We start from the raw sequence: 12,440 nt of genomic DNA on the forward strand, positions 1-12,440 counted from the left end.
TGCGTGGATGGTTTTGTGCGTTGTGGTATGGGTTCAGGCGCGGGGTGCCTCCTCCGGGGAGCCTTCCTCGCCGGAGGGCTGCTCTTCGTCGGCCGTGGCGCGGAGCCGTCCGTCGGCCACCTCAATCTCGAGCGGCGTGCCCCCCGCGATGCCGCGCACCGAGGCGATGGCCCGCCCTCCGGTGCGCACGACGGCGAATCCCAGCTTGAGAATCCGCCGCGGCGAGCGCGCCTCGACCAGCTCGCCGGCCGCCGCGAGGCGGTTGCGCTGGCGCGTGAGCAGCTCCCCGACGGCGCGGGGCAGCTCCCGGGCCGCCCCTTCGAGCAGCAGCCGCTGCCGGGCCACGAGCGTGGCGCAGCGCTGTGACAGCTCGCCCGCAAGCCGTTCGAGCTGCAGGCGCCGGCGGGCCACGAGCTCGTCGCTCCGCCGCCGCAGTTCGCCCGTGAGGCGCTCAAGCTGCAGCTCGGCGCGGCGCATCGCCTCGACGGTGGTGTCGTGAAGCTGCACGGCGGCCCGGTCCAGCCAGGCGTCGACCTGCGCCGCACGGTCAACCAGCCAGCCGGCCACTGCCGTTGGGGTCTTGAGCGCCGTGTGGGCCACCATGTCGGCCACGCTCGTATCCTTGTCGTGGCCGATGCCCGTCAGTACGGGGAGCGGGAACTGGGCGATGTAGGCGCAGAGGCGGTAGGCGTTGAAGCAGTTGAGGTCGCTGGCCGAGCCGCCGCCGCGGATGAGGACCACGGCGTCGAACTCCTCGGAGCGTTCGGCCACGGCGCAGAGCGCCGCGATGATGGACTCCTCGGCGGCGTCGCCCTGCATGAAGGCGTCGAAGAGCTCCGTGCGGAAGGCATAGGGGCTCTTCGCCAGCTCCTGGCAGAAGTCCTGATAGCCGGCCGCATGGGCGCTCGAGACCACCGCGATGCGCTGCACGACGGGGGGCAGCTCCGTTTCGCGGTTCATCTCCCATACCCCCTCGCGCTGCAGGCGGGCGATGGTCTGCTGGCGCTGGCGCTCCATGTCGCCCAGCGTGTAGGCGGGGTCGATGTCGGTTATCTGGAGCGAGAAGCCGTAGAGTTCGTGGTAGTTGACCGTCACGCGGGCCAGGATGCGGATGCCGGGGGCGAGCTTGCGGCCGGTCTCCGCCTCGAAGTATGCGGCCACGCGCGGGTAGACCGAGCGCCAGATGACGGCGCGCGACTGCGCCAGCGGCACGCCGTTGTCGCCCCCCTTCTCGACCAGCTCGAGGTAGCAGTGGCCCGAGTAGTTGACCTTCAGTTCGGCAATCTCGGCGCTGACCCAGAGCGGCAGCGGGAACTGCTCGTGAAGACGCTCCTTCACGAGTCGCTGCAACTCCACGAGGGTGATATGTGCCGATGGCTGCATCGGGAGGCAAAGATAGTGGATTGTCCCGGCACTGTTCCTTTTATACATCTTAAGCTGCCGGCGAATAGAGACGTGTGCATTGTCGGTGGACCCTGTTGATTAAAACAAATACACTCGCAATAACTACCACCCGATCGAATTGCCACAAGTGATGCATACTGGAATCTATCAGATTNGCTGCGGGAGGGTGGTTGCGGGGTGGCTGCGGGATTTGGCGGTTGGAGGGTTGCGGGCGCGGCTGCCTGGCGGTGGTTGCGGGGTTCGGTCTTCAGTCGGTTGCCGGGGCGGGCGGCGGCTCAGCGCCAAATCAGCTCGGGAAGGCGGGGCAGCGGCTTGCCCTCGGGCAGCTGGATGCGCAGCACCCCTTCGCTGGCCACGGGGGTGCCGTTCTTGGTGGCGGGCTCCCAGAGGGGGGCCTCCTCCAGGGCCTTCAGCACGCGGCGGCGCAGGCGGCTGTCGGTCGACTCCAGCTCGTCGCCCGCCACCGTACGCCCCTCGGGGGTGACGGTGTAGCGCAGCACCACGCGGGCGGCGGTCTCCTCCTCGGGCCACTTCACCTGCGAGGCGATGTAGGCGTCGAACGACTCCCCGGCCGGAAAGCGGGCGGGGGTGTCGTAGCGCAGCGTGACGACCATCACTCCGTTGTAGGCCTTCTCGCCGTAGCGGGCGATGGTCTCCTCGTCGGCCGGAAGCATCTCGACGCTCTCCATGTCGTCGGGCGGGATGGAGCTGATTTCGTCGACCTCCTTCCCGTTGACCAGATAGAGGGGCTCCTGTGCGGCGGCCGTGAGTGCCGACGTGAGGAGCAGTATGAGCAACAGTCGTTTCATGCGGTTCTCTTTTTTCGGATAACGTTTCGCCGGGGGCTCCTATTGCATGCGCCGCCCTCTTTTCCGGGGCTCGTCCCGGTGGCAGGGGCTTGTTCCACCGGGGGCTTTGCCGCGCTGGCGACTTATCTCCTCGGTCGGGTGGGACTTTGCTTTGTCGGGCCCCTCTCTGCGGGCAGGCCTCGCACCCCCTCGCTCCGTCTGCTGTCGGAACCTCGCCCCGCCGTCGGACCTCACTCCGGAGCCCCGGGTCTCCAGAGAAAACTCCGCAGGTCGACGGCTCCGTTGGGACGGAAGCGCACCCCTTCGCCCTCGAGCAGTGTGCGCTGGGCGCTCCACGCCGCGACGGTGCGCCCCGAGGCGCTGACCACCCGGTGGCAGGGGATGTCGGAGGGAGCTCTTCCAAGCAGCCGTCCGACCAGCCGCGCATGGTTGGGCCGTCCGAGCAGCCGGGCCAGCTGGCCGTATGTGGCGACGCTGCCCGCGGGAATCTCTCGGACAAGCTCGTAGAGCTCGGCGTCGAGTGCCGCGGGCAGCGTCGTGTGCTTCGTGCGGGACATCAGAGCTCGCTCTCCTTGAGCCGCTCGGCGTTCTCGGCCACAATCAGGTGGTCGATGACATCCTGGATGTCGCCGTCCATGAAGGCCGCCAGGTTGTAGATGGTGTAGTTGATGCGGTGGTCGGTGATGCGCCCCTGCGGGTAGTTGTAGGTGCGGATTTTGGCCGAACGGTCGCCCGTCGAGACCATCGTCTTGCGCTTCGAGGCGATTTCGTCGAGGTACTTCGAGTATTCGAGGTTGAAGACGCGCGTGCGCAACTCCTCGAAGGCCTTGTCGAAGTTCTTCAGCTGCGACTTCTGGTCCTGGCACTGCACGACGATGCCCGTCGGGATGTGGGTCAGGCGGATGGCCGAGTAGGTCGTGTTGACCGACTGCCCGCCCGGGCCGCTGGCGCAGAAGATATCCTTGCGGATGTCGTTCATCGAAATCTCGACGTCGAACTCCTCCGCCTCGGGCAGCACGGCCACCGAAGCGGCCGAGGTGTGGACGCGGCCCTGCGTCTCGGTCTGGGGGACGCGCTGCACGCGGTGCACGCCCGACTCGTATTTGAGCGTGCCGTAGACGTTCTGCCCCGTCACCTTCATCACCACCTCCTTGTAGCCGCCGGCGGCGCCCTCCGAGGCCGAGGTGATTTCGTACTTCCACCCCTTCGACTCGATGTATTTGGTGTACATGCGCAGCAGGTCGCCGGCGAAGAGGGCCGCCTCGTCGCCGCCCGTGCCGCCGCGAATCTCCATGATGGCGTTCTTGGCATCCTGCGGGTCCTTGGGGATGAGCAGCAGCTTGATTTCCTCCTCCATGCGGGAGATGGCGGGCTCGAGCTCCGCGATTTCGCCGCGGGCCATCTCGCGCATCTCCTCGTCCTTGTCGTTGACCAGGACATCCTTCGCTTCGGCCAGGTTGGCCAGCGCCGTGCGGTAGCGTTCCGAGGTCTCGATGATGGGCTCGAGCTCCTTGTACTCCTTGTTGAGCTGGACGAACTGCTTGACGTCGGCAATCACTTCGGGGTCAGTGAGCTTCTGGCCAATCTCCTCGTACTTGAGTTTCAACCCGTCGAGGCGGGTCAGTATGGTGTTGTCTGCCATAAAAAAGGTATCGTATCTTGTTTTGAGGACAAAGATACGATACATTTGACGATTTTGGAAATCGCAGCCCGATTTTCACCCTTCGGCGGTAAAAAGCGGGCCGCTCCTTTCGGGATTGCTCCTTTCGGGGCCGCTCAGTCCGGCAGGCCGGGGCGGCCGGCGGGTCAGATGACGATGTTGATGATTTTGCCCGGCACGACAATCACCTTCTTGGGCGTCTTGCCGTCGAGCCACTTCTGCGCCTCGGGCTCGGTGACCACCGCCGCCTGGATTTCGGCCGGCGTCATCGCCACGGCGTACTGCTTCTTGAAGCGCAGCTTGCCGTTGACCGACACGGGGTATTCGAAGGTGCTGCGCACGAGGTAGCGCTCCTCGCAGACGGGGTACGTCGCGTCGCAGACCGTCGTCGTGTGGCCCAGCGCCTCCCACAGCTCCTCGGCCAGGTGCGGCGCGAAGGGGGCAATCAGCACGGCCAGCGGCTCGAGAATCTTCCGCTTCGAGCAGTCGCCCAGCTCGTTGAGGCAAATCATGAAGGCGGCCACGGCCGTGTTGAACGAGAAGTTCTCGATGTCGTCGGTCACCTTGCGGATGGTCTTGTGCAGCGTCCGCAGCTCCTCCTCCGTAGGCTCGGCGTCGGTGACGGCCAGACGGCCGTCGCGGTCGAAGTAGAGGCGCCAGAGGCGGCGCAGGAACTTGTGCACGCCGTCGATGCCGTTGGTGTCCCACGGCTTGGCCTGCTCGAGCGGCCCGAGGAACATCTCGTACATGCGCAGCGTGTCGGCGCCGTAGAGCTCGATGACGCGGTCGGGGTTCACGACGTTGTACATCGACTTCGACATCTTCTCGATGGCCCAACCGCAGATATACTTGCCGTCCTCGAGGATGAACTCCGCATCGCGGAAGTCGGGCATCCAGGCGCGGAAGGCATCCAGGTCGAGGATGTCGTTGTGGACGATGTTCACGTCGACGTGAATCTCCTGCGTCTCGTATTGGTCGCGCAGCCCCAGCGAGACGAACTTGTTGGTTCCCACCACGCGGTAGACGAAGTTCGAGCGGCCCTGAATCATACCCTGGTTGACCAGCTTGCGGAAGGGTTCGGGTTCGCAGACGCAGCCCAGGTCGTAGAGGAACATGTTCCAGAAACGGGCATACATCAGGTGGCCCGTGGCGTGCTCGATGCCGCCGACGTAGAGGTCGACGTTGCGCCAGTAGGCGTTCGCTTCGCGGCTGACGAGCGCCTGGTCGTTGTGCGGGTCCATGTAGCGCAGGTAGTAGGCCGACGAGCCGGCGAATCCGGGCATCGTCGAGAGCTCGTAGGGGTAGCCCTCGGGGGTGGTCCAACCCTTGGCGCGGGCCAGTGGCGGCTCGCCCTCGGCCGTGGGGCCGAAGTTCTCAATCGGCGGCAGCGTCAGCGGCAGTTGGTCGTCCGACAGCGGGCAGGCGATGTCGTTGCGGTAGTAAATCGGGAAGGGCTCGCCCCAGTAGCGCTGGCGCGAGAAGATGGCGTCGCGCAGGCGGTAGTTGACCAGCCGCTTGCCCAGACCGCGGCGCTCGATTTCGTCGAACATCCGCGCGATGGCCTCCTTGACCTCCATGCCGTTGAGGAAGTCCGAGTTGATGAGGCGTCCCTGCTTGGCGTCGTACGAGGCCTGCTCCACGTCGCCCCCCTCGACCACCGGCACGATGTCGAGGCCGAAGTGGCGGGCGAAGGCCCAGTCGCGCGAGTCGTGGGCCGGGACGGCCATGATGGCTCCCGTGCCGTAGCCGGCCAGCACGTAGTCCGAGACGTAGATGGGAATCTGCTTGCCCGTGAAGGGGTTGATGGCGAACGAGCCCGTCTTCACGCCGCTCACGCGGCGCGTCTCGGCGATGCGCTCACGCTCCGAGCGCTTCTTCGTCTGCTCGATGTAGTCCTCGACGGCCTGACGGTTCTCTGCGGTGGTCAGCTCGGCAACCCACTCGTGCTCGGGGGCGATGACCATGAAGGTGACGCCGAAAATCGTGTCGGGACGCGTCGTGAAGATTTCGAGCTTGCGCTCCGAGCCGGCGATGTCGAAGAAGACCTGTGCGCCGACCGAGCGGCCAATCCAGTTGCGCTGAATCTCCTTGAGCGAGTCGCTCCAGGCCAGATGCTCCAGCCCCTCGAGCATCCGCTCGGCGTAGGCCGTCACGCGCAGCAGCCACTGCTTCATGCGCTTCTGCTCGACGGGGTAGCCGCCGCGCACCGAGAGTCCGTCGCGCACCTCGTCGTTGGCCAGCACGGTGCCCAGCTTCGGACACCAGTTGACCATCGTGTCGGCGCGGTAGGCCAGACGGTAGTTCTGCAGCACCTGCTCGCGACGTGCCTCGTCCCAGCCGTTCCACTCGTCGGCCGTGAAGCTCATCTCGTGGGTGCAGGCGGCGTCGATGCCCTCGGTGCCCGAGGCGGCGAATGCGGCCGTCAGCTCGGCGATGGGGCGCGCCTTCTGCTGCGCGCGGTCGTACCAGTGGTCGAACATCCGCAGGAAGGCCCACTGCGTCCACTTGTAGTACTTGGGGTCGCACGTGCGCACCTCGCGCGACCAGTCGAACGAGAAGCCGATTTTGTCGAGCTGCTCGCGGTAGCGGGCCGTGTTGCGTTCGGTGGTGACGGCGGGGTGCTGCCCTGTCTGGATGGCGTACTGCTCGGCCGGGAGTCCGAAGGCGTCGTAGCCCATCGGATGGAGGACGTTGAAGCCCCGGAGCCGCTTGTAGCGGGCGTAGATGTCCGAGGCGATGTAGCCCAGCGGGTGGCCGACGTGGAGCCCCGCCCCCGAGGGGTAGGGGAACATGTCGAGCACGTAGTATTTCGGGCGCGAAGGGTCGACTTCGACGCGGTAGGTTCCCTCCTCCTGCCAGCGGTGCTGCCATTTGGACTCAATCTCCTTGAAATTGTATTCCATATCGGGTTTCTGTTTGTTGTCGATTTTCCCGCAAAAGTAAGGAAAACTTTTCGGATTTCGTCCATTTCGGGGGAGTTTCCCTTTGAAAAGGGGTGAGCGTGTGCGGTTTCGCCCCCTGCGCGGCCCGTCCGGGAGGGTTTATGCGGTCCTTGCGGGGGTGCTTTCTGTGGTTCGTCCGGGAGGCGTGTGCGGTCTGTGCGGGAGGGGCCCGTGTGGCCCGTCCGGGTGGTTCTCTTCCGCTTGCTCCGTCGGTCCCGCTCTCTCCCGTTTTCCACCCCTCCCTCTCGGCTCCGGAGACCCCTCTTCCCGCCTCTCTTTTCACATTCCGCCCGCCTCGCTTCGCGTCTCCCCGCTCCGGCAATTGCCATGCGGTGCATGCGCTTGAAGGACACGCCGATAGCGGGTGGCTGCCGCCCTCCGTCCATGCTCCGGAGGTCGGTTTGCAGACCCTTCCCGACACCTCCGGCGACAATGCGGGTAACGAGCTGATATTTCCCGCATTGAATGATTGTGTATAAATGTATTTATATGGTTTTACAGAAACGATAAGTAAAAAGTATGGAAAACCCTGCAAAATGCTGGAAAAACGCGAAAAAAGATGGGGCTATATATGGAATTTCCAAAAAAATGCGTACCTTTGCAGTCCATTTTGGACAATGGAGATAGATTTTTTAACCAAGTTTCAAGGACAAAAACGTTTTAAGAAATGCCAACTATTCAACAGTTAGTGAGAAACGGTCGGGTTGCCCTCGAGGACAAGTCGAAGTCCCCTGCACTCGCAGCGTGCCCCCAGCGCCGCGGCGTCTGCACGCGTGTGTACACCACGACCCCGAAGAAGCCTAACTCGGCTATGCGTAAGGTGGCGCGTGTGCGCCTGACCAACGGCAAGGAGGTCAACGCCTACATCCCGGGCGAGGGCCACAACCTGCAGGAGCACTCCATCGTGCTCGTCCGCGGCGGTCGTGTGAAGGACCTCCCCGGTGTACGTTACCACCTGGTGCGCGGTGCGCTCGACTCGGCCGGTGTAGACGGACGTCGTCAGCGTCGCTCGAAGTACGGTGCAAAGCGACCCAAGGCCGGTAAATAATCGAAAACAGAAGAATCAATCGAATTTTTTTAGCAAGAAACAATGAGAAAAGCTAAGCCTAAGAAGCGAATTCTACTTCCGGATCCGAAGTTCAACGACGTGGCAGTGACCCGTTTCGTGAACAACCTCATGCTGGATGGTAAGAAGAGTATTGCCTACACCATTTTCTACGATGCACTGGAGCTGGTGGGCAAGAAGATGAAGGATGCTGATAAATCTCCGCTGGAAATCTGGAAACAGGCTCTCGAGAATATCACGCCCCAAGTCGAAGTGAAGTCGAAGCGTATCGGTGGCGCGACCTTCCAGGTTCCTATGGAGGTTCGGCCGGAGCGCAAGATTTCTATTTCCATGAAGAACCTTGTCCTTTACTCGCGTAAGCGCGCCGGCAAAACGATGGCAGAGAAGCTTTCAGCAGAGATAATGGACGCCTACAACCAGCAGGGTGCCGCCTTCAAGCGCAAGGAGGAGATGCACCGCATGGCAGAGGCCAACAAGGCGTTCGCACACTTCAGATTCTAAAAAAGGAGACGACAGATGGCAACCAGAGACTTACACTATACGCGTAATATCGGTATCATGGCGCACATCGATGCCGGTAAGACCACCACATCGGAGCGTATCCTTTTCTACACGGGCAAGACCCACAAAATCGGCGAGGTGCACGAGGGCGGCGCCACCATGGACTGGATGGTCCAGGAGCAGGAGCGCGGTATCACCATCACCTCGGCCGCTACCACGGCGTTCTGGCACTACAAGGACCATCAGTATCAGATTAACCTGATTGATACCCCGGGACACGTGGACTTCACCGTCGAGGTGGAGCGTTCGCTCCGCGTACTCGACGGCGCCATCGCCACCTTCTGCGCAGTAGGCGGCGTGGAGCCCCAGTCGGAGACCGTTTGGCGTCAGGCCGACAAGTACCATGTTCCCCGTATCGGCTACGTCAACAAGATGGACCGTACGGGCGCCGACTTCTTCTCGGTCTGCGCGCAGATTAAGGAGCACTTCGGCGCAACGGCGCTTCCGGTGGTTCTGCCCATCGGCGCCGAGGACAAGTTCGAGGGACTGGTAGACCTTATTTATAATAATGCGATTTACTACTTCGACGACAAGACCGTCCGCGACAACTTCGAAATCCGCGAGATTCCCGAGTCGATGAAGGCCGAGGCTGCCGAGTGGCGTGCCAAGCTCATCGAGGAGGTTGCCGCTACGGACGACGCCCTGATGGAGAAGTTCTTCGAGGACCCCGATTCGATTACCCCCGACGAACTGCTGGCCGCCATCCGCAAGGCCACCATCTCGATGCAGCTCGTCCCGATGCTCTGCGGCTCGTCGTTCCACAACAAGGGCGTTCAGAAGCTGCTCGACTACGTGATGGCCTTCCTGCCTTCGCCGCTGGATGTGCCCCCCGTACACGGCATCAACCCCAAGACCGACGCCGAGGAGGTCCGCCACGCTTCGGACGACGAACCCTTCTGCGGTCTGGCCTTCAAGATTGCCACCGACCCCTTCGTAGGCCGTTTGGCATTCGTCCGCGTATACTCGGGCAAGCTCGACGCAGGTTCCTACGTGCTCAATTCGCGCAGCGGCAAGCGTGAGCGCATCAGCCGCATCTATCAGATGCACGCCAACAAGCAGAACCCCCTCGAGACGGTCTGCGCCGGTGACATCTGTGCAGCTGTCGGCTTCAAGGAGATTCGCACCGGTGATACGCTCTGCGCCGAGAACGCACCCATCGTGCTCGAGCAGATGACCTTCCCCGAGCCGGTGATTGGTCTGGCCGTAGAGCCCAAGACGCAGAAGGACCTCGACAAGCTGGGCATCGCTCTGGCGAAGCTGGCCGAAGAGGACCCCACCTTCACGGTACACACCGACGAGGATTCGGGTCAGACGGTCATCAGCGGTATGGGTGAGCTCCACCTCGACATCATCGTCGACCGTCTGCGCCGCGAGTTCGGTGTCGAAATCAACCAGGGTGCTCCCCAGGTCAACTACAAGGAGGCCCTCACCAAGACGGTTCAGCACCGTGAGGTCTTCAAGAAGCAGACCGGTGGTCGCGGTAAGTTCGCCGACATCATCTTCGAGATTGGTCCTGCCGACGAGGGCAAGATGGGCCTTACGTTCGTCGATGAGGTGAAGGGCGGTAACATTCCCAAGGAGTTCATCCCCTCGGTTCAGAAGGGCTTCGAGGCCGCCATGGCCAACGGCGCACTGGCCGGCTATCCGATTGACTCGATGAAGGTTACCCTCAAGGACGGTTCGTTCCACCCCGTGGACTCCGACCAGCTGTCGTTCGAAATCGCCGCACGCAACGGCTTCCGCGCCGCAGCTCCCAAGGCCGGTTCGGTCATCATGGAGCCCGTCATGTCGGTGGAGGTTGTTACCCCCGAGGAGAACATGGGCGACATCATCGGCGACCTGAACAAGCGCCGCGGTCAGATTACCGGCATGGAGACGAAGGGTACGGCACGCGTGGTCAAGGCCAAGGTGCCCCTGTCGGAGATGTTCGGCTACGTGACCGTACTGCGTACGATTTCGTCGGGCCGTGCCACCTCTTCCATGGAGTTCTCGCACTTCGAGGAGGTTCCCGCAAACCTTGCCAAGGAGATTATCGAGAAAGCGAGTGGTAAACGTAAGGATATAGAATAAGCACACATATGAACCAGAAGATTAGAATCAAGTTAAAGTCATTCGACCACAATCTCGTCGACAAGTCGGCCGAGAAGATTGTGAAGACCGTGAAGAGCACGGGCGCCGTGGTGAGCGGTCCCGTACCCCTGCCCACGCACAAGCAGATTTTCACGGTGAACCGCTCGACGTTCGTCAACAAGAAGGCCCGCGAGCAGTTCCAGCTCTGCACCTTCAAGCGCATCCTCGACATCTATTCGTCGACTCCGAAGACCATCGACGCACTGATGAAGCTGGAGCTTCCCTCGGGCGTCGAGGTTGAAATCAAGGTCTGATGGGGGTGTTTGCTACCGAATGAGAAAAAGCTCACTTAATATAACAAACGTAATTCGACAAAAATGTCAGGACTTATTGGAAAGAAAATCGGAATGACTTCCGTTTACAGTGCCGAGGGTAAGAACATACCATGCACTGTCATTGAGGCTGGTCCGTGCGTTGTTACGCAAATCAAAACCGTCGAGAAGGACTCCTACGAGGCGGTTCAGATTGCCTATGACGAAAAGAGCGAAAAGCACACCAGCAGCAGTTTGTTAGGGCACTTCAAGAAGGCCGGAACGACTCCCAAGCGCAAGCTTGCCGAGTTCAAGGGCATGCCCGAAGTGAACCTGGGCGACACGCTTACGGTTGACCTCTTCACGGAGGAGGACTGGGTGGACGTCACCGGGATTTCGAAGGGCAAGGGCTTCCAGGGCGTTGTGAAGCGCCACGGCTTCGGCGGTGTCGGCGGCCAGACCCACGGCCAGCACAACCGTCAGCGCAAGCCCGGTTCGCTGGGTGCCTCGTCCTATCCTTCGCGCGTATTCCCCGGCAAGCGTCTGCCTGGCCAGATGGGAGGCGAGCAGGTCAAGGTGCTGAACCTGAAGGTATTGAAAGTGATTCCCGAGAACAACCTCATTCTCGTAAAGGGTTCGATTCCGGGTGCAAAGGGTGCTTACTTAACAATTGAGAAATAGTCATGGAATTAGCTGTATTGAACACACAAGGAAAAGAGACGGGTCGTAAGGTAGTCCTTTCGGACGCTGTCTTCGGCGTGGAGGCTAATGACCACGCTATTTATCTCGATGTGAAGCAGTATCTGGCCGACCAGCGTCAGGGCACGCACAAGTCGAAGCAGCGCAACGAGGTTGCCGGTTCGACGCGCAAGCTCAAGCGCCAGAAGGGTACCGGCGGTGCCCGTTGCGGCAGCATCAAGTCGCCTCTGTTCGTAGGCGGCGGCCGCGTCTTCGGTCCCGTGCCCCGCGACTACAGCTTCAAGCTCAACAAGAAGCTCAAGCAGCTGGCCCGTCGCAGCGCCCTCACCTACAAGGCGCAGGCCGGTGCCATCAGCGTGGTTGAGGCCGTCAAGATGGAGGCTCCGAAGACCAAGTTCGTCGAGGCAATGGCCGAGGCGCTGAAGGTCGCCGACAAGAAGGTGCTCCTCGTACTGCCCGAGTCGAACTACACGCTGCAGCTCTCGTGCCGCAACCTTCCCTACGTGAAGCCGGTGCTGGCACAGAACCTCTGCACCTACGACGTGATGAACGCTTCGGCCCTGGTAATGGTCGAGGGTGCCGAGAATGTATTGAATACGATGTTAGCTTAAAACGCAAGAGACACAATGGAGATTATTATTAAGCCGGTTTTGACCGAGAAAATGACGATTCAGGGCGAAAAGTTGAATCGCTACGGTTTTATCGTTGACGTGAGAGCTAACAAGCTGCAGATTCGCAACGCCGTAGAGCAGATGTACAACGTCGTGGTCACGGACGTGAACACGGTGAACTACATGGGCAAGCAGAAGAGCCGCTACACGAAGGCCGGTCTTCTTGCAGGCCGCGCGAACAACTTCAAGAAGGCTATTGTCACCTTGAAGGATGGAGACAAGATAGATTTTTACAGTAATATCTAAC

Annotated in this window: 12 protein-coding genes; 7 read left to right on the plus strand and 5 right to left on the minus strand. The window is 61.7% G+C overall.

All coding sequences use genetic code 11. The features are described from left to right. Nucleotides 1–33: 33 nt before the first annotated feature. The 5 genes from xseA to leuS form a co-directional block, all read right to left on the minus strand. A complete protein-coding gene (gene xseA / locus C8267_RS08140) occupies nt 34–1,383 on the minus strand; it encodes an exodeoxyribonuclease VII large subunit (protein ID WP_087359708.1) in 1,350 nt (449 codons plus the stop codon). A 296-nt stretch (nt 1,384–1,679) separates the two neighbouring features. After that, nucleotides 1,680–2,213: a TonB-dependent receptor plug domain-containing protein gene (locus C8267_RS08145; protein ID WP_087359711.1), complete on the minus strand. Its 534-nt coding sequence runs from the start codon at nt 2,211–2,213 to the stop codon at nt 1,680–1,682. Between the two features lie 230 nt (nt 2,214–2,443). Then, on the minus strand, nt 2,444–2,770 hold the full coding sequence (locus C8267_RS08150) for an MGMT family protein (protein ID WP_087359714.1): 327 nt from the start codon (nt 2,768–2,770) through the stop codon (nt 2,444–2,446). Then, a complete protein-coding gene (gene prfA, locus C8267_RS08155; protein WP_087359716.1) occupies nt 2,770–3,855 on the minus strand; it encodes a peptide chain release factor 1 in 1,086 nt (361 codons plus the stop codon). The genes C8267_RS08150 and prfA overlap by 1 nt, the downstream gene beginning before the upstream one ends. A gap of 164 nt (nt 3,856–4,019) precedes the next feature. Then, nucleotides 4,020–6,776, minus strand: a complete 2,757-nt coding sequence (leuS, locus tag C8267_RS08160; protein WP_106634316.1) for a leucine--tRNA ligase — start codon at nt 6,774–6,776, stop codon at nt 4,020–4,022. Nucleotides 6,777–7,482: 706 nt separating this feature from the next. Here leuS and rpsL point away from each other — a divergent pair. The 7 genes from rpsL (at nt 7,483) to rplW (ending at nt 12,439) form a co-directional block, all read left to right on the plus strand. Beyond that, entirely contained in the window at nt 7,483–7,863 is a 381-nt protein-coding gene (rpsL, locus tag C8267_RS08165) for a 30S ribosomal protein S12 (RefSeq protein WP_087359722.1), read from the plus strand. Nucleotides 7,864–7,905: 42 nt separating this feature from the next. Further along, nucleotides 7,906–8,382 (plus strand): 30S ribosomal protein S7, encoded by a 477-nt coding sequence (gene rpsG, locus C8267_RS08170; protein ID WP_087359725.1) that lies wholly within the window; start codon nt 7,906–7,908, stop codon nt 8,380–8,382. A gap of 15 nt (nt 8,383–8,397) precedes the next feature. Then, nucleotides 8,398–10,512 carry an elongation factor G gene (gene fusA, locus C8267_RS08175; protein ID WP_106634317.1) on the plus strand — a complete coding sequence of 705 codons (2,115 nt, stop codon included), beginning with the start codon at nt 8,398–8,400 and terminating at the stop codon, nt 10,510–10,512. A gap of 8 nt (nt 10,513–10,520) precedes the next feature. Continuing rightward, on the plus strand, nt 10,521–10,826 hold the full coding sequence (gene rpsJ, locus C8267_RS08180) for a 30S ribosomal protein S10 (protein ID WP_004329464.1): 306 nt from the start codon (nt 10,521–10,523) through the stop codon (nt 10,824–10,826). 63 nt (nt 10,827–10,889) lie between these two features. Continuing rightward, the gene (rplC, locus tag C8267_RS08185) at nt 10,890–11,504 is read left to right on the plus strand and encodes a 50S ribosomal protein L3 (RefSeq protein WP_087359731.1); all 615 of its coding nucleotides are present in this window, start codon (nt 10,890–10,892) and stop codon (nt 11,502–11,504) included. A gap of 2 nt (nt 11,505–11,506) precedes the next feature. After that, nucleotides 11,507–12,133 carry a 50S ribosomal protein L4 gene (gene rplD, locus C8267_RS08190; protein WP_087359734.1) on the plus strand — a complete coding sequence of 209 codons (627 nt, stop codon included), beginning with the start codon at nt 11,507–11,509 and terminating at the stop codon, nt 12,131–12,133. 15 nt (nt 12,134–12,148) lie between these two features. After that, nucleotides 12,149–12,439 (plus strand): 50S ribosomal protein L23, encoded by a 291-nt coding sequence (rplW, locus tag C8267_RS08195; protein WP_087359737.1) that lies wholly within the window; start codon nt 12,149–12,151, stop codon nt 12,437–12,439. The last annotated feature ends 1 nt before the right edge of the window (nt 12,440 follow it).

Origin of the sequence: Alistipes sp. Marseille-P5061, from assembly GCF_900290115.1 — a bacterium.
GTDB classification, from domain to species: Bacteria; Bacteroidota; Bacteroidia; order Bacteroidales; family Rikenellaceae; genus Alistipes; species Alistipes excrementigallinarum.